This is a genomic window from Alteripontixanthobacter muriae (assembly GCF_013336795.1).
GTDB lineage: Bacteria > Pseudomonadota > Alphaproteobacteria > Sphingomonadales > Sphingomonadaceae > Pseudopontixanthobacter > Pseudopontixanthobacter muriae.
The window spans coordinates 175,749-191,540 of sequence record NZ_JAAFZT010000015.1 but is presented as its reverse complement, the minus strand read 5'-3'; the positions used below and the strand labels follow the sequence as shown (position 1 = coordinate 191,540).

Here is a 15,792-nt window from a genome sequence, read left to right as displayed (position 1 = left end):
GCAAAAATTGCCGATGTTGGGTGCGGGATCGGTTTCTCCACTTTGATCATGGCCGAAGCTTTTCCGAACAGCCGGTTCATCGGCTACGATTTCCACGAACAGTCAATCGAGCAGGCGACGGCCCACGCGGCTGCTCACGGGCTGAGTGACAGGGTCAGCTTTCAAACAGCACCGGCGAAGCAGATCGCGGAAACCGACTTCGACCTGATCACCATGTTCGACTGCCTGCACGACATGGGCGATCCGCGCGGATGCGCGGAGCACATGCGGCAGCTGCTGAAGGAGGACGGCTCCTGGATGATAGTGGAGCCGATCGCAGGAAACAGCCCGGGCGAGAACATCGGCAACCCGGTCAGTCGCCTCTACTACAATGCCTCGACCATGATCTGTGTGCCAACCTCACTGGCACAGGAGGTCGGCGAGGCGCTTGGCGCACAAGCAGGTCAGGAGAAGCTGACACAGCTTCTAACGGGAGCCGGGTTCGGAAGCGTGCGGAGGGCCACCGAAGGCCCGTTCAACATGATTCTGGAGGCGCGTCCGTAGCAACCCTTGCGATGGAGGCGCCTACCGGGTCGTAAGCAGTCTGTCCGCTCTCTGCGCTTTCAATGCGGAAGGCGGCCATTCCGCGATCGCCTCCACCGTAGACGTTCTGCAATCTCCTACAGAAGCTTTTCTTTAAGACTAATCTATGACTTACATCGGATCTGGTTCCCCGGTGCAAAATTGGGATCAGCTCTTCGCCAGGCTTCTTGCTGGTGGAGCCGCAGACACAGGGAGCCTTCTGGAGGATCGCCTAGCCGACCATCTGGGGCTGCATGTGCAGATACCGCTCATTGAAGCCGGCGATCTCGCACATTCTTCTCCAGTCCGGAAAGCTGATCCTGCGCTTGTCCCGGCAGATCAAGCCTTCATCCGTCATCTCTTTCAGGGTGCGGTTCACATGCACCTGGGTCAACCCGACTGCATCGCCGATCTGTTCCTGCGTCAGCGGCAATTCGTAACCATATCGCTTCGCCAGGCCCAGCGCATCGAGACGGGAACCCAACTCGCACAGTACATGGGCAATCCGCTCCCGGGCTTGCCGGCGGCCGACGTTGAGCACCCATTCTCGGAAGATCGAAGCCTCTACGGCTATTTGCGTGTAGATCGCTTTGGCGACCTCGGGGTCTGAGCGGACGAGAGCCTGCAGCGCGCTTCGCGGTACGAAAGCGACCTCGCCTGCGGTAAGCATCTGGACGCTGTGGTCGGATATGCTGAGGAAAAGATGCTGAAAATCCACCGCATCGCCGGGCAGGTGCAGCGCAATGATCTGCCTTGCGCCCTCGCAGGTGGTCTTCTGCCGGTAAGCGAAGCCGGAAACCAGAACGCCGCATTGCTCCGGAGGCTGACCTTCGCGCACTATGTAGGTCGAGGATTCCAGCGAACGAAAGGTAAAAGGGAGTGCGAGGATTGCATCGCGAGCAGTGCCGGACAGCGGGACTCGCAGGCTGAGGCTTTGGACCAGCAGGTCCAGCGGATGCGATGCGCTCAATTTCCTCTCCCGTTGCAAGGGCGGGAGTACCATCGAACTCACTGTCGCCGCTTCATGTGATAATCACCTGAAGGAACAGTCTCCATAAAATATGATATATATTGCGGTCAGATTGGCCTGCCAGAAGAAACATTTACCGGTTCAGGCAGCGCGTCGCATCCCGAGAATGCGACAAGCGCGAATTTGTCGGCGAGGCCGCAATGATCGGGGGCGCAGAGCGAGACGCTTTCGCTCCATAATCTCTCGCTCAGCCGGGCAAGCTCATCTGCCTGTGGAGGCCGCCCGTCGCGGATACAGGCAACCAGGGCGCTGGGGAACAGTCGTTGCATCGCCATCTCCACTCAGCCGGACTGGCTGACGAGGAACAGATCCTATTACATACAGGGGCTTGCTCTATGTAGAAGGTTAGGAATGCAGGCGTCGTCCCGCCAGCAGCCGATGCATCGGAACGGTTCGTCGGAACTCTTTATCTCGGCGGGATGATCTCGAGCGAATCTTCAAACCTGATGGAGTGAACAATCTCGTCAGCTTCATCATGCACATCGATGCGCGAATGCAGGTCCAGACGCCCCGTCATCACGTCCCCTGCAATACAGTCCCGCGCCTGCAGCAGCGCCGCTTATGCGATAGCCTCTTGCGGCATGAGCCTGCCTTCAGGGTCCAGGATCTGGTCGACACCATCATGAAGATGAAAGAAAAATCTTGGCATGAGGCTCTCCTCTGGGCGGGAGCGCACTTTGATGGCTCGGGCACGGCACTACGGGTCAGCGGGTTGCTGGCGTGAGCATCATACAAAATCGCGATGAACTGCAGGTGACAGCCTTGCCATGGATGCCGTCACCCTTCCATCAGGAGGAAGAGGGCACCTGCAGATCGAGATGCAGATAACGTTCGTTGAAATCCGCAGCTTCGCGGATCCTTTCCCAATCGGGGAATCTGATGCTGCGGCGTGTGCGCATGATCAGACCTTCGGCCTCGAGCAGCTTTAGCGTGCGGTTGACATGCACCGGGGTGAGGCCGAGCGCATCGGCAAGTTCCTCCTGCGTCATCGGCAGTTCGTAGCCATGCTCCTGCGTCAGTCCGAGCGCGTCCATTCGCGAGCCCAGCTCGCATAGGACATGCGCCATCCGCTCCCGCGCCTTGCGGCGCCCGACATTGAGCACCCATTCACGAAAAATGGAGGCTTCCACCAAAGTCTTGATCAATATGGCATGGCCGATCGCCGGCCGTGCTTGCGCCAGCTCCTGCAGTTCCTCCCGCGCGATGATCGCTACCTCGCCGCGGGTCAGCATTTGCACGCTGTGGTCCGAAACCTTGAGATACATGTTCTGAAAGTCGAGCGCATCGCCCGGCAAATGCAGCGCGATAATTTGCCGTGCGCCGTCTTGCGTGGTCTTCTGCCGGTAAGCGAAGCCCGAAACGAGGACGGCGCATTCGCGCGGGGGATCCCCTTCGCGGATGGTATAGGTCAGATGGTCGAGCGTGCGCAGCGTATAGGGCAGCGCGAGTATGGCGTCGCGGTCTTCCTGCGACAGCCTGGCGCGCAATTCCAGATTGCGCACGAGCAGATCGAGAGGATGGTTTGTAGAGGTCATGATGTGTCCCGTTCCTGGGCGGGAGCACGTCGCAACTCTCAGCCGCCAGAGCCCTGATAGTTTCTGGCGATAGAGAACTTATAGCAGAGTGCACGTGGAAAGTCCGACACATTCGCCATAAATCCAAATAAAACATATGTTTGAGAACAGGGCCGTGCTACAGGAGGGCATTGCCGGAAAAGCTTTGGGCTTCTGGCGACTGAGAGACCTTCGCGCTCCCGCCCCGACATGCGTGGAGCCTCTCGTGCCGACCTATTTCTTCCACCTTCGTGACGGCGAGGACAGGATTCTCGATCCCGATGGACGCGACCTTTCCTCCATCGATGCCGTTGTTGCCGCAACGCTCAACGACGCCCGCGGCATCATAGCCCATGATGCGCAGGAGGGGCAGGTCAAGCTGGCCTATCGCCTCGATGTCGAAGATGCAGAAGGGCGTCTTGTCCACCGGCTCGACTTTGAAGATGCCGTGCTGCTGATCCGGCGTCCGGCCGAGGACTGAGGCTCGATCAAAGGTCAGAATAGCACCCGCTGCTGTGTCTCATCCTGTTGAACCTGCTGGCTAAATCTCCCGCAATTCTCGACGCGTCTTAAACTAATTTTATAGCGGCGACGAGCGTAGTGTCTGATTGTCACTCCTGCGACCCGGGAGAGATTCGCAGATGCGAACCTCTCGACTGAGCCCCGCTTCATGCGGGGCTCTTTTGTAACTACCGCACCGGAATGTCGCTCACCGATGGGTATATCCCCGATCAACAGTGTGATCTGAGCGAGCGGAAAACGGTTCTTGCGAATAGTGACAGGCGCCCAGGGCCGCTGACCATCTCGGGTGCGCTTGTCTGCGTATTCGGACGCAATCAGCCCGAAGAATTTGGCCGTCTCGATCGTGGCGCGTGCCTGCCGCCTTCTCCAGCGAAGGATCCTTGCCATAAGCGAGCAGCTGCCGCGCCTCATCAAGCCGCTGCCGTGCATCGGACAGCGACAGGCCGGGGGTAGGTGCCAGTGGCTAGCTTCTTTTTACGCCCGACAATTCGAAACTTGAGGCGCCAGAGCTTTCCGCCGCTTGGCTGCACCGACAGAAACAAGCCTCCGGCATCGCTCAGCTTGAAAGGCTCCTCGCAAGGCTTGGCATTCCTGATCGCTGTATCTGTGAGGGCCACTTGGGGGCCACGCCTCCCGCCTGTCTTGCGGATGCCCCCAATCTGACCCCCATTCAGTGCGGCCGGGGACAAACTGGCGCGAACGATCCCGACCACTAAGCCTCGGGATAGCGTGCCCCCAGGCATTCCGTGAAGAATTTGGGCGAACTAGAGCGAATGAAATAATGGTGCCCAAGGGCGGAATCGAACCACCGACACTGCGATTTTCAGTCGCATGCTCTACCAACTGAGCTACTTGGGCATCACCTTATCCAGCGCCATTTCGAAGCGGAGCCGGAAGGTCGTCGGGCGGGGCAGGGCCTCGTTCCAACGGTTGGAGTGCGGGCGTATGGCGAAGCCTTGCCCGCTTGGCAAGGGGGTTCAGTCGCTTTTGTTGTCCACGACTTCTGCGGCAATATCTTCGGGCGCTGCGGGCGGCCCCGGAACGGTGTAGCCATCGTTGAACCATTGCGCGAGATCACGGTCGCGGCACCGCGTGGAACAGAACGGCGCGTGTTCGGCAGAGCGGGGCTTGCGACAGATCGGGCAGGGGCGATTGCGTGTGTTTGTCATGGCGTCACAGCCTGCGCGAAGCCGCCATCGAGCGCAAGCGCTGCGTCCCTTTCGATGAGCAGGCTTCGTCCTGTTCGCCGGCGCAGCTCTTCAATCCATTCGGGGCGGATCCGGTCTGCCACCGCAGGCTTGCATCGCATGAGTATGGTGCCCGGCTCTTCCACTCGCTCTGCGTGACGCAGCAGGAGCCGGGCCGCAGCGGATGCAGGCGCGCTCTGCAGGCGCTGCAGCAGCGACGGCCGCGACAATCGACAGACGATCTGCACGAAGCCGAAACCGTTCATTGCAGTGCGCTCATGCGGTATATCGGTCAGCGCCTCGGCCAGCGCCTGGTCGATCGCTCGCCGCTCCGACTTGTCCTGTATTGTCGGAAAATCGAGCCCGATGGAGCCGCCAATGTCGAACCGTGCGATGGCGCCGGCAATTGCCGGGATAGCTCTCGTCGCGAGTTCGCTCGACGGGCCGTCCACATCAATCAGGGTCATGGCCGGTGTCGGAGCGATGATGAGAGATCCACCCGCGAAAACCACCTCTCCGCTTCGGGCCTCCTGCCACAGGCCTTCCCAGTCGCAGCTTGCGGGAAAGCGGCGAACGATTCGCACCTGCTCCCCTTCGGCGATCAGACGCTCGGCGAGGCTTGGCATGTGGCATAGCGGGGCGCTGGTCGGGCGCGCTTGTGCCCGCTTCAAACGGCCCTTCTCAGCCAGCGAGCTACGCACGACTTCAAGGCGAAGCAGCGCGCCCTCTGAAGCGTCGTCCGGCAACCGGTCGACGAGAGCTTCCTCGCCACTGGCGAACAGGGCCGTTCCGCGCCTTGCCCCCTTGCTGCGCGTCACGAGCTTCGCATCCTCGACATGGCCCGCCACCAGTGCGCCGGGCCAGTCCAGACGGGCAGCGACGATCTCGCCATGCTGCAGGCATATGGCCCGGCTCTCGCCGATACCTTCCTCGACCAGCCATTCCGCCATGCCGGTCAGCGCCGGATGAAGCCGGCGGCTTTCAGCACGGCACGAGTTTCGAAGAGAGGTAAGCCGACCACGCCCGAATGCGACCCGGCGATCCACGCGATCAGCCCTTCGGCAGCGCCCTGAATGGCATAGCCACCTGCCTTACCCTGCCATTCGCCCAATTCGAGATAAGCATCGATTTCAGCATTCTCGAGGCGCTTGAACCTGACGGAAGTCTCGCTTGCCTTCTGGCGCAGCGTTCCATCGGGTGACGCGAGCGCGATCGCGGAGATTACCCGGTGGCGGCGACCCGACAGAAGTTCGAGACAGCGGCGCGCAGTCGCTACATCCTCAGCCTTGGGCAGGATGCGTCGGCCCAGCGCCACCACCGTGTCCCCGCCGAGCACATGCGCGCCGTCAGAATGGACGGCGAGTGCCTTTTCGCGTGCCATGCGGACCGCGTAATCGTTGGGCACCTCCGCTTTGCGCGGCGTTTCGTCGATGTCGGCAGGGATGACAGTGGCGTGTTCGATGCCGATCCTGGCAAGCAATTCACGCCGCCGCGGGCTGGCAGAGGCCAGTACGAGACGAGCGGGCCGGTCGCTGTCAGCCACTTGCAGCGTCGTCTTCTACTGTGGGCCGGGGCCGCCGCGTCCGGGCATGAAGCGGTAGGTGATGCGTGCCTTGGTCAGATCGTAGGGTGTCAATTCGCAGAGCACCTCGTCCCCGACCAGCACGCGAATGCGGTTCTTGCGCATCTTGCCAGCAGTGTGGCCCAGAACTTCATGGCCGTTTTCAAGCTCAACCCGGAACATCGCGTTGGGCAGAAGTTCGACCACCTTGCCGCGCATTTCGAGGAGTTCTTCTTTTGCCATCAGGCCGGGTTTCCGTTTGTAAATATGATCATTGCCGCGCGCATAGCGGCGAACGCGCCGAAAGGGAAGCTTTTGCACGTTCTCCATCGCCGGCGCCTGCTCGTGCAGCCTGCGACACTTTATTACGGTTCGATGCTTGAGCCATTTGGCCGCATCGCGCATTGCACATGCGGATAAGCGGGGGCGGATCAGCGGTCAGTGTCAGTGATGCTGGCAAATAAGGAACTCGTGTGCCTCCCATCCCCTTTCGCGGCCGACCTGCCGGCCTCAGTTTCCTCGCCCTCCTGCTCGTCACCTCTGCTCCCGTAAACGCTCAGGAAGCGGATGTGCCGATCGAACCTGTCGGCGAAATCGGTGCAGGCAATGAGATCGTCGTAACTGCGCAGCGCATTCGCGGTTCGCTGAACGTGGATCAGCCGCCGCTGGCCGAGTTCGAGGAGGCCGACATTGCCGCTTATGGCGCAGGATCCATCGACGAGTTGCTGGAGGCCATCTCGCCCCAGACAGGTTCCGGACGCGGCCGCGGCGATGGCGGGCGGCCGATCATCCTCGTCAATGGACATCGCATTTCCAGTTTCCGCGAGTTGCGGTCCTATCCGCCCGAAGCGATCCGCAAGGTAGAGGTGTTTCCCGAAGAAGTGGCGCTCCGTTACGGCTTCGCACCCGACAAGCGCGTCGTGAACATCATCCTGAAAGACAATTTCCAGAGCCGCGAAGTGGAAGTGGAGTACGGCCAGCCGACCTCGGGCGGGTATTCTTCCAGCGAAGTGGAACTTACCTATCTGCGGATCGCAGGCGCGGACCGCCTGAACGTCAATCTCGAACTTGGGGAAACCAGCCTGCTGACTGAGGCGGAACGCGGAATCGTTCAGAACCCCGGGAGCATATCGAACGTCGCAGGCGATCCTGACCCGGCACGCTTCCGCAGCCTCGTATCGGACGATGCCAATCTGGAACTCGGCGCCACCTGGACGCGCGGCCTGGGCGAGAACGAAGGTTCCATTGGGGTGAATGGCAATTTTGAAAGGTCGGACGGGCTTGCCTATTCAGGCCTCGACACCGTTCTGTTGAGGGACAGCGCCGGATTTTCGGCCCTGCGCGTGCTGGATGCCAACCCGCTGCTGCGCGACACCAGGAGCACCACAGTCGCGCTGGGCACCACGCTCAACAAGCCGGTCGGGGATTTCGAACTGACTGCGACGGCCAATGCGAGCCACGGCGAAGCGCGCAGCCTGATCGATCGCCGCCGCAATCTGTCGATCCTGCAAGATCTGGTAGGCGCCGGCGAACTGACCAAGGACGGCTTGCTTCCTTTCGTTGCAGATGCAGGCACTGACCGTGCCGAAACCGACACGGATAATGCCTCCGCACTCGTGACCATGCGCGGGAGTCCCCTGTTTATACCGGGTGGCGAAGTATCGCTGACGGTGGATGCCGGAGTGGATTACCAGGCGATCCAGAGCAGCGACAGCCGGACCATCGGCGGCGGCGCGGACCTTTCGCGCACCGACCTTTCTGCAGGCATCAATCTGGGCATTCCCATTGCCAGCCGCCGCGAGGACTTCCTGAGCGCTCTCGGCGACCTGACGCTCAACCTCAATGCCGGCATCAACGACCTTTCCGACTTTGGCACGCTGTATGATTACACTGCCGGTCTCAACTGGGAGCCGAGCGAAAGCCTATCGCTGCAGGCAAGTTATATCGTGCGCGAAGCAGCGCCAGGGCTGGCCAGCCTTGGTGCACCCACAATTCTCACCTTCAACGTGCCGACCTTCGATTTTGCCAATGGTGAGACGGTGCTGGCCAACATCACCACCGGCGGCAACCCGTTTCTGGTGGCCGAAACCCAGCGCGACCTTAAACTTTCCGCCAATTACGACGTGGATTTCCTGCAGCGCAGCAATGTGGTCGTGGAATATTTTCGCAACCGTTCGGATGACGTGACCGCCGGTTTCCCGCTCCTGACCCCGGCGATCGAAGCAGCCTTTCCGGGAAGGGTGACGCGGGACGAGAGCGGCGCCCTGATCGCTGTCGACAACCGGCCGATCACCTTTGCCGAACAGCGCAGTGATCGATTGCGCTATGGCTTCAATTTATTCGGCCGGATCGGCAGGGAGCCGGAACGTGAAGAAGGCGCGCGTGGAGAGGGCCGGGGCAGACGCGGCAGCGGTGGAGGTCCGGGCATGATGTTCGGTCGAGATCGCGACCAGCAGGGCCGCTTCAACATTGCCGCCTATCACACGATTCAGTTCAGCAACGAAGTCCTGATCGCCGAGGGCGGACCACTTCTCGACCTGCTGGAGGGCGATGCAATCTCGGGCGGCGGTGAGCCCCGCCATGCCTTCGAGATCGAAGGAGGCGCTTTTCATCGCGGGCTGGGAGCCCGCGCCAGCCTCAACTATGCTTCCGCCACAAGTGTAAACGGGAGCGGTCTACCGGGTTCGACCGATTTGTTCTTCGGCGATCTCGCCACATTCGATCTGCGCCTGTTCATGAATGTGGAAGAGCAGGAGTGGTTGGTCGGCAGCGATCCTGGCTTTTTCAAGGGATTCAGGTTGTCGCTGCGCGTCGATAATCTGTTCGATACGCGGCAACGCATCTTGGACAGTACCGATACCGTACCGCTGCGCTATCAGCCCTTCCTCGTGGACCCGGTGGGCCGCTTCATCGAGATAGAGGCGCGCAAGATCTTCTAGCTGGCAGTTTCGCTCGGAGCGGGGGAGCGCGAAGGCGCCGCCGCCGCTTCGGCCATGGCGCGGGCTGCGGCGACGCCGCTCGCCCATGCCCATTGAAAATTGTAGCCGCCGAGCCAGCCGGTCACGTCCACCGCCTCGCCGATGCAATACAGGCCGGGATGCTTCTTCGCTTCCATCGTGCGTGACGACAGTTCTGCAGTGGAGACGCCGCCTGCGGTCACCTCCGCCTTCGCATAGCCTTCGGTGCCGGTGGGCGTGAAGGTCCAGTCGCGCAGCTTCGCCTCGGCGCTTCGCAGCGCCTTGTCGGGTATGTTACCGATGTCGCCGTCCAGTTCCAGCCGGTCTGCAAGCGTTGCGGCCAGCCTTTCCGGCAGCACGCCCCGTAGCTCGCTCTTGATGGAGGAGCGGGGCTGCGCGCGTTTGGCCTCGACCAGCCAGTCAGCGCCCTCGTCGGCGAGGAAGTCGATCCCGACCTGATCGCCGTGCCTCCAGTAGGACGAGATTTGCAGGATCGAAGGGCCGGACAGGCCGCGATGGGTGAACAGCGCGGCCTCGCGGAAGCGGGTCTTACCGCTGCGGGCGGTTACATCCGCCGAAACACCCGATAGTTCGCGGAACAGGATATCTTCGCCTCCCAGCGTGAGCGGCACGAGGGCGGGGCGCGGCTCAACCACTTTCAGGCCGAATTGGCGTGCGAGAGCGTAGGCGAAATCGCTGGCTCCCATCTTGGGAATGGAAGGGCCTCCGGTCGCGATCACGAGATTGCCGGCGCCGTATTCGGCATCCGATGTCACCACCGCGAAGCCTTTCCCGTGGCGACCGGCCTCGACGATTTCCTGACCCGTCATCACCGTCACATCGCCTTTGGCGCATTCGGCCAGCAGCATGTCGACGATCTGGCTGGCGGAGCCATCGCAGAACAATTGGCCCAGCGTCTTTTCATGCCAGGCGATGCCGTAGCGCTCCACCAGATCCAGGAAATCCCTTGTCGTATAGCGGCTGAGCGCACTTTTCGCGAAATGCGGATTGGCGGAGAGGTAGCGCTCGGGCGCAATCTGCAGATTGGTAAAGTTGCAGCGGCCGCCGCCGGAAATCAGGATCTTGCGGCCGACTTTCTCCGCTTTCTCGAGCACGAGCACGCGCAGGCCCTGCTGTCCTGCAAAGGCGGCGCACATCAGTCCCGCCGCTCCTCCGCCAAGGACGATCGCATCGAATTCGCGGCTCATGTTCGTTTACCTTCGGTTCCGCTCGTCAAGCAGCCACCGCAATAGGCGCGTACGGCACATGCGCAAGCCTCGCGCCACTGGTTCCGACCCGCTTTTCTTTCGCCGCATCAGGCCCTATCTGGCCAGCATGGCGCAGACCCCCACGACCAAGGATCGCAGGAAGAACGGCAGGAATGGCGGGCGGACCGATGCCGAGCGGTTCAACGAAAATGCCGCCAGCGATACCGTGCGCGGCAGCGAACGGCCCGACCTGCAGGCGGGCGTGGAGGCGATCCGCGAGACGGTGAAGGTGCTGAAGCCGAAACCCGGCGTGTACCGCATGATCGATGCGCGCGGCGACGTGCTGTATGTCGGCAAGGCGCGTGCGCTGAAGAACCGCGTGGCCAATTATACCAACATCGCCAATCTGACGAACCGCCTGCAACGCATGGTCAGCCAGACCCGGCAGATGGAGATCATCACCACCAATTCCGAGGCCGAGGCGCTGCTGCTGGAAGCGCAGCTTATCAAGCGTTACCGCCCGCCCTACAATGTGCTGCTGCGCGACGACAAGAGCTTCCCTTTCATCCTGTTGCGCGCCGATCACGACTACCCCCGCATCCAGAAACATCGCGGGGCACGCCGGGCGAAAGGCCAGTATTTCGGCCCCTTCGCCAGCGCGGGATCAGTGAACACGACGATCAACGCGCTTCAGAAATTGTTCCTGCTTCGGTCCTGCAATGACGGCTTCTTCAGCCGCCGCGACAGGCCATGCATGCTTTACCAGATCAAGCGCTGCTCGGCACCCTGCGTCAACCGCATCGGAAAGGACGATTATGCCGATCTGGTGCGGCAGGCGAAGGAATTCCTCGGCGGCAAATCCTCTGCGGTGCAGCAGGAGATCGAGAAACAGATGGCAGAAGCTGCCGCCAATCTCGATTTCGAAAGTGCGGCCATGCTTCGCGACCGGCTTCGCGCAGCGACTTTCATTCAGGGCAGTCAGGCCATCAATGCGGCAGGCGTGGGCGATGCCGATGTCTTCGCATTGGCGGCCAAGGGCGGCCAGGTGGGCATTCAGGCCTTCTTCGTGCGCGGCGGTCAGAACTGGGGGCACAGGGCCATCTTCCCGAAGCACACGGCGGATGTGCCGGAGGAGGAAATTCTCTCGGACGTGCTGGCGCAGTTCTATGAAGAAGTGCCGCCGCCGCGCACCATCCTGCTCGACCGCGAATTGCCGGATCGCGAATTGCTGGAGCAGGCCCTTTGCGAAAGCGCGGGCACACGGGTGGAGATCTCCGTCCCGCAGCGCGGCGACCGCCGCAAGCTGATGCAGCAGGCCCAGCGCAACGCAGTAGAGGCTCTCGACAGGCGGCTGGCGGAGACCGGAACCAAGGCGAGGCTCCTGCGCGACGTGGCCGAATTCTTTGAATTGCCAGAGGTGCCGCAGCGCATCGAAATTTATGACAACAGTCATATTCAGGGCAGCAAGGCCGTCGGCGCGATGGTCGTCGCCGGACCGGAAGGCTTCATCAAGAACCAGTACCGTAAGTTCAACATCCGCTCTGCGCAGACGAATGACGATTTCGGCATGATGCGCGAAGTCATGGAACGCCGGTTCAGCCGAGCAATGAAGGACGATCCCGACCGGGAACAGAGCGTCGACGGGGTCACCGTCTGGCCCGACCTGGTGCTGATCGACGGCGGCAAGGGACAGATGAGCGCTGTGCGCGATGCATTGTCGGAACTCGGCATCGAAGACGTGCCGCTGATCGCCATCGCGAAGGGCCCGGATCACGGGCGCGAGGGGCGCGAGGTCTTCCACTTTGCCGACGGACGGGAGAAGACGCTGCCGACCAATTCACCCGTGCTGTTTCAGTTGCAGCGCTGGCGCGACGAGGTGCATCGCTTTGCCATCGGTGCGCATCGGGCAAAGCGAAGCCGGGCTATCAGCGCCAGCCCGCTGGATGAGATCCCCGGGATCGGCCCGTCCCGCAAACGGGCTCTGCTGCTGCATTTCGGTACGGCTGGGAAGGTGCGGGCGGCATCGTTGCAGGATCTGCAGCGTGCACCCGGCGTCAGCATTTCGGTCGCGCAGGCCATTTACGACTTCTACCACCCCAACGGATAGGGCGCGGCAGGAATATGCCGTGCGGCGTCAGCTGCGTTTCCGCACCACGCCTTCCTGTGCCACGCTGGCGACGAGCCTGCCGTCGGCGGAGAATATCCGTCCGCGGTTGAACCCGCGCCCGCCGGCAGTCCAGGGACTATCGGTCGCGTAGAGCAGCCATTCGTCCGCGCGGAATGGCGCATGGAACCATACTGCGTGATCAAGGCTGGCGCCGACGATCTCGTTGCGCGCCCAGCTAAGACCGTGCGCCAGCATGGAAGTGCCCAGCAGCATCATGTCGCTTGCATAGGCGAGAACGGCGCGGTGGATGCGCGGATCGTCGGGCAGGGGTGCCACGGCCCGCATCCAGCTGTGGGAACGGGGCGGGGCCGGTTCCTTGTGGCTCCAATGCGCGCCTTCGACGGAGCGCATCTCGATGGGGCGGGGCTGCAGGAAGATCGTGCGGGCAGGCTCCGGCATGGTCGCTGCCAACGCCTCGCGTTCTTCCATCATCGGTGTCAGTTCTTCGGGGCCGGGAACATCGGGAAGTTTATCGACCTGATGTTCCAGCCCTTTCTCGTACCGCTGGAAAGATGCCGCCATGTTCAGGATCGGCCGGCCTTCCTGAGCTGCGACGATGCGCCGGTTGGAAAAGCTGCGCCCGTCGAACTGGCGATCCACCGTGTAATCCACAGTATGATCTTCACTGCCGCCGCGCAGGAAATAGGCGTGAAGCGAGTGAACCGCGCGGTCATCCTCTACGCTGCGTTCGGCGGCGACCAGTCCCTGTGCGATCACCTGTCCGCCAAATACACGGCCAACTCCATCCTTCCTGCGCCGCCCTTCATACCGGTCCTCTCCGGTAGGTGTGACGTCTAGCAATGTGAGCAGGTCGGAAATCAGGTCTTCATTGGTGCTTTGATCAGTCATGAACAATCCATGCTGCGCCGCACCCTGCAGGTCAATCCTGCTGGTCTGGTGAGAGGCGGCGCAGCGCGCGGCAGGCAAGCGACTTGAAATTGTTGTCGGCAGGCCACCTGCCGGGTGCACGCGGATTCAGCCCCAGTCGCCGAATTCGATGATTGAAGGCCCGGGCGTCCGCCTCGGCAAAGCTCCAGTCGCTGCGCCAGGTTATCGACAGCGAGATGGAGCTTGTCGGCCCATTTAGGACGAAATGAGGCGCCATGACCGGCACGTACACTGCCTGACCAGCCTGCAGTGCAAACTCGGTTCCACCATCTGCAAGATCGTCATTCCAGCGCAATTCGCGCGCACCGCCGGTGTGATAGGCTTCGTGGGTAATGTCAGGTGCGAAACGCGGATTGCCCGCCGGGAACTGGGTCATCACCTTGCTGCCGACGAGTTGCAGCAGGATGTTGTGTTCCGGATCGAAATGATAGGGCGTGATCGCGTTCGGCGACGAGATGAAGACATAGCCTTGTGGCCGCAGCATCGCGCCGGTGCGCGCCTCGATCGCGGGCCGCAGTTCCGCCAGCAGCGCGAGCAGCAGATCGCGGTAGCCGGGCGACTGCTCGATGTTCTTCAGAACAGCCCAGCTGTTGCTGGTTGCGATATGCCGTATGGTGTCTGCGATGCTCAGGCCGGTTGGAGCGGGCTTACCGTCGATGCCGAGCGGCAGATCGCCGCGATTATATTCGACGGAACTTTCCGGCAGATGCGCGGCCAGCCCGGCGAGAGAATCCAGCGTCAGCAGTTCATGTTGCGGCAGATTGTGGGATAGCACATGCGGCACTTCGGGATAGTTTTGCGCGAATGCGCTGCGGGCTTGGGCCGGGAAGACCGCTAGCGGCAGTGCCGAATTGCGAGCAGGCTCGGAGCAGGAGATTTGCACACCATCATCTGCGGATCGCAAGTTCATATCTTGGAACTCCCCCCGGTTTCCGCGCGTAACATGCCTCGGAAAAGCAAACGACGCAGTTTTCCGCCAATCCCGACATTCACATGCACCATGCGCCGTTTCTCGCGCCAGATCCGCTCGATCATGGAATGATCAGCCGCTGCGCAGCTATCGGTCCAGCGGATTTCCGGCCTTGCAAGAAGTTCTAAATTTTCCAGCTGCAGCAACATGCCGGGGGAGAAGCGGGCGAGATCTTCATCGAAGGCGGTCTTGTAACTGAAAGCGCGGGGCGCGGTGATGAAGTTGACCAGCATCGCGATAGGCCTGCCATCCAGTTCAAGCGACAGCCGCTCCAGCCGCCCGCATTCCGCAGCGCCGTGAAGCGCCTGACGGAACAGTGCAGCAGTCGGGTTGCTGGAGGCCAGCGCGGACCCTGCCGCTCCTTTCCACCCGCTTTGCTCGAGATCGAGGAACCCATCGATCCATTCAGGCAAATTGCGATCATCCGAACAGCGAATGAAGCGAACGTCGCCGAGTTCCGACAACCGTTTGTGCTGCCGTCGCAGTTCCTTGCGTTTCTTGCTGCTCATTGCATGTGAGAGATAATCTTCGGGAGAACGGCCGGAACGAAGCATTGCCCTTTCTTCGGTCCTGACGATGCCCGCAGGTCTGTCCTGGTCGCGGACAACTCGCTGAAGGGCAGCGAAACTCGGGCCGTCCACGTCAAGTAGCGGCAGATGAAGGAACAGCGCCAATCCTGCGTTGCTGTCGGCCCAATCAAGCAGATAGCGCCAGAAATCCGCGCTTGTTTCCGGAAGCGTGAGCGGGGATCCGCAGAAGATGTTGGGGTGCATCCATGTGCTGAGGTGGGGAATAGGGTAGCCGTAATAGGATGGTCGCCGGATCAGCGGCAGCAATCCGGAAAGCCGCCCGGCATCGTGTCCGATGGCGAGATGAACGGCATCACTGCAAGCGACATGCCGCAGTGACGGACGCAGATACCAATGTTCGAAGAAGGGGTTCGGCTCGTCACTCGCCTCGGCGAGGCTCCGCCAGGCATCTTCATCAGCCCTGTCAGACCCGGGCAGGACCGAGAACGCGTGGCCGGTCCTCGCCACGCCGACGGCTTCGCCTGCATCCGCAGCCCGCAGCGGCATGGTCGCCATTGATCCTGGTGCCCCGATGATGTCTGTGCCCCTGCGCCCTTGGTACATAGCGCCAGAACGCTAGGGAAGGGTTAACGCCGGAGAAGCGGCTGCGGATGCAGGC

General features: G+C 61.6%; 17 protein-coding genes and 1 tRNA gene. 5 read left to right on the top strand and 13 right to left on the bottom strand.

From position 1 onward, the window contains the following. A partial coding sequence (locus G7A66_RS05485) for a class I SAM-dependent methyltransferase (protein WP_174294675.1) occupies positions 1-543 on the top strand: 543 nt, incomplete at its 5' end. A 250-nt stretch (positions 544-793) separates the two neighbouring features. Here G7A66_RS05485 and G7A66_RS05480 read toward each other — a convergent pair. Next, the gene (locus G7A66_RS05480) at positions 794-1,531 is read right to left on the bottom strand and encodes a Crp/Fnr family transcriptional regulator (protein ID WP_232366662.1); all 738 of its coding nucleotides are present in this window, start codon (positions 1,529-1,531) and stop codon (positions 794-796) included. 107 nt (positions 1,532-1,638) lie between these two features. Further along, entirely contained in the window at positions 1,639-1,866 is a 228-nt protein-coding gene (locus tag G7A66_RS05475; RefSeq protein WP_174294673.1) for a hypothetical protein, read from the bottom strand. Positions 1,867-2,042: 176 nt separating this feature from the next. Here G7A66_RS05475 and G7A66_RS05470 point away from each other — a divergent pair, with 176 nt between their 5' ends. Continuing rightward, entirely contained in the window at positions 2,043-2,315 is a 273-nt protein-coding gene (locus tag G7A66_RS05470) for a hypothetical protein (protein ID WP_174294672.1), read from the top strand. Positions 2,316-2,379: 64 nt separating this feature from the next. On the opposite strand, the gene G7A66_RS05465 is transcribed toward G7A66_RS05470, so the two are convergent. Then, positions 2,380-3,126, bottom strand: coding sequence for a Crp/Fnr family transcriptional regulator (locus G7A66_RS05465; protein ID WP_174294671.1), 747 nt, complete (start codon positions 3,124-3,126; stop codon positions 2,380-2,382). Between the two features lie 136 nt (positions 3,127-3,262). Between G7A66_RS05465 and G7A66_RS05460 the strand changes: the two genes are divergently transcribed. Beyond that, positions 3,263-3,625 carry a DUF6894 family protein gene (locus G7A66_RS05460; RefSeq protein WP_174294670.1) on the top strand — a complete coding sequence of 121 codons (363 nt, stop codon included), beginning with the start codon at positions 3,263-3,265 and terminating at the stop codon, positions 3,623-3,625. A 451-nt stretch (positions 3,626-4,076) separates the two neighbouring features. Here the strand turns inward: G7A66_RS05460 and G7A66_RS14605 are convergent, their stop codons facing one another. The 6 genes from G7A66_RS14605 to infA form a co-directional block, all read right to left on the bottom strand. Next, a complete protein-coding gene (locus tag G7A66_RS14605; protein WP_408609241.1) occupies positions 4,077-4,409 on the bottom strand; it encodes an Arm DNA-binding domain-containing protein in 333 nt (110 codons plus the stop codon). A gap of 39 nt (positions 4,410-4,448) precedes the next feature. Continuing rightward, positions 4,449-4,524: transfer RNA gene (locus G7A66_RS05450), tRNA-Phe, on the bottom strand. A gap of 119 nt (positions 4,525-4,643) precedes the next feature. Next, complete coding sequence (locus G7A66_RS05445) at positions 4,644-4,835, bottom strand: DNA gyrase inhibitor YacG (RefSeq protein ID WP_174294669.1); 192 nt, start codon at positions 4,833-4,835, stop codon at positions 4,644-4,646. Then, positions 4,832-5,803, bottom strand: a complete 972-nt coding sequence (locus tag G7A66_RS05440) for a ribonuclease E/G family protein (protein ID WP_174294668.1) — start codon at positions 5,801-5,803, stop codon at positions 4,832-4,834. The genes G7A66_RS05445 and G7A66_RS05440 overlap by 4 nt, the downstream gene beginning before the upstream one ends. A gap of 5 nt (positions 5,804-5,808) precedes the next feature. Continuing rightward, positions 5,809-6,396: a Maf family protein gene (locus G7A66_RS05435; protein WP_332310496.1), complete on the bottom strand. Its 588-nt coding sequence runs from the start codon at positions 6,394-6,396 to the stop codon at positions 5,809-5,811. A gap of 15 nt (positions 6,397-6,411) precedes the next feature. Then, complete coding sequence (infA, locus tag G7A66_RS05430) at positions 6,412-6,657, bottom strand: translation initiation factor IF-1 (RefSeq protein WP_047806247.1); 246 nt, start codon at positions 6,655-6,657, stop codon at positions 6,412-6,414. A gap of 230 nt (positions 6,658-6,887) precedes the next feature. Between infA and G7A66_RS05425 the strand changes: the two genes are divergently transcribed. Further along, on the top strand, positions 6,888-9,353 hold the full coding sequence (locus G7A66_RS05425) for a TonB-dependent receptor domain-containing protein (RefSeq protein WP_174294667.1): 2,466 nt from the start codon (positions 6,888-6,890) through the stop codon (positions 9,351-9,353). On the opposite strand, the gene G7A66_RS05420 is transcribed toward G7A66_RS05425, so the two are convergent. Next, on the bottom strand, positions 9,350-10,579 hold the full coding sequence (locus G7A66_RS05420; RefSeq protein ID WP_174294666.1) for a BaiN/RdsA family NAD(P)/FAD-dependent oxidoreductase: 1,230 nt from the start codon (positions 10,577-10,579) through the stop codon (positions 9,350-9,352). The genes G7A66_RS05425 and G7A66_RS05420 overlap by 4 nt on opposite strands. A gap of 127 nt (positions 10,580-10,706) precedes the next feature. On the opposite strand from G7A66_RS05420, the gene uvrC reads away from it, so the two are divergent. Further along, positions 10,707-12,686, top strand: a complete 1,980-nt coding sequence (gene uvrC, locus G7A66_RS05415) for an excinuclease ABC subunit UvrC (RefSeq protein WP_174294703.1) — start codon at positions 10,707-10,709, stop codon at positions 12,684-12,686. A gap of 27 nt (positions 12,687-12,713) precedes the next feature. Here the strand turns inward: uvrC and G7A66_RS05410 are convergent, their stop codons facing one another. From G7A66_RS05410 to G7A66_RS05400, 3 genes are read right to left on the bottom strand one after another with little or no spacing between them, the layout of a single operon-like run. After that, on the bottom strand, positions 12,714-13,595 hold the full coding sequence (locus G7A66_RS05410; protein WP_174294665.1) for an acyl-CoA thioesterase: 882 nt from the start codon (positions 13,593-13,595) through the stop codon (positions 12,714-12,716). A 31-nt stretch (positions 13,596-13,626) separates the two neighbouring features. Further along, on the bottom strand, positions 13,627-14,544 hold the full coding sequence (locus G7A66_RS05405) for a cupin-like domain-containing protein (RefSeq protein WP_232366660.1): 918 nt from the start codon (positions 14,542-14,544) through the stop codon (positions 13,627-13,629). Beyond that, complete coding sequence (locus G7A66_RS05400; protein WP_232366659.1) at positions 14,541-15,689, bottom strand: GNAT family N-acetyltransferase; 1,149 nt, start codon at positions 15,687-15,689, stop codon at positions 14,541-14,543. The genes G7A66_RS05405 and G7A66_RS05400 overlap by 4 nt, the downstream gene beginning before the upstream one ends. Positions 15,690-15,792: the final 103 nt, after the last annotated feature.

What these genes read in the sequence shown, in the direction of transcription:
- infA (WP_047806247.1), bottom strand. Translation starts at nt 6,657, where the DNA reads ATGGCAAAAGAAGAACTCCTCGAAATGCGCGGCAAGGTGGTCGAACTT.
- G7A66_RS14605 (WP_408609241.1), bottom strand. Translation starts at nt 4,409, where the DNA reads ATGCCTGGGGGCACGCTATCCCGAGGCTTAGTGGTCGGGATCGTTCGC.
- G7A66_RS05440 (WP_174294668.1), bottom strand. Translation starts at nt 5,803, where the DNA reads ATGGCGGAATGGCTGGTCGAGGAAGGTATCGGCGAGAGCCGGGCCATA.
- G7A66_RS05475 (WP_174294673.1), bottom strand. Translation starts at nt 1,866, where the DNA reads ATGGCGATGCAACGACTGTTCCCCAGCGCCCTGGTTGCCTGTATCCGC.
- uvrC (WP_174294703.1), top strand. Translation starts at nt 10,707, where the DNA reads ATGGCGCAGACCCCCACGACCAAGGATCGCAGGAAGAACGGCAGGAAT.
- G7A66_RS05405 (WP_232366660.1), bottom strand. Translation starts at nt 14,544, where the DNA reads ATGAACTTGCGATCCGCAGATGATGGTGTGCAAATCTCCTGCTCCGAG.
- G7A66_RS05445 (WP_174294669.1), bottom strand. Translation starts at nt 4,835, where the DNA reads ATGACAAACACACGCAATCGCCCCTGCCCGATCTGTCGCAAGCCCCGC.
- G7A66_RS05460 (WP_174294670.1), top strand. Translation starts at nt 3,263, where the DNA reads ATGTTTGAGAACAGGGCCGTGCTACAGGAGGGCATTGCCGGAAAAGCT.
- G7A66_RS05400 (WP_232366659.1), bottom strand. Translation starts at nt 15,689, where the DNA reads ATGGCGACCATGCCGCTGCGGGCTGCGGATGCAGGCGAAGCCGTCGGC.
- G7A66_RS05410 (WP_174294665.1), bottom strand. Translation starts at nt 13,595, where the DNA reads ATGACTGATCAAAGCACCAATGAAGACCTGATTTCCGACCTGCTCACA.
- G7A66_RS05420 (WP_174294666.1), bottom strand. Translation starts at nt 10,579, where the DNA reads ATGAGCCGCGAATTCGATGCGATCGTCCTTGGCGGAGGAGCGGCGGGA.
- G7A66_RS05465 (WP_174294671.1), bottom strand. Translation starts at nt 3,126, where the DNA reads ATGACCTCTACAAACCATCCTCTCGATCTGCTCGTGCGCAATCTGGAA.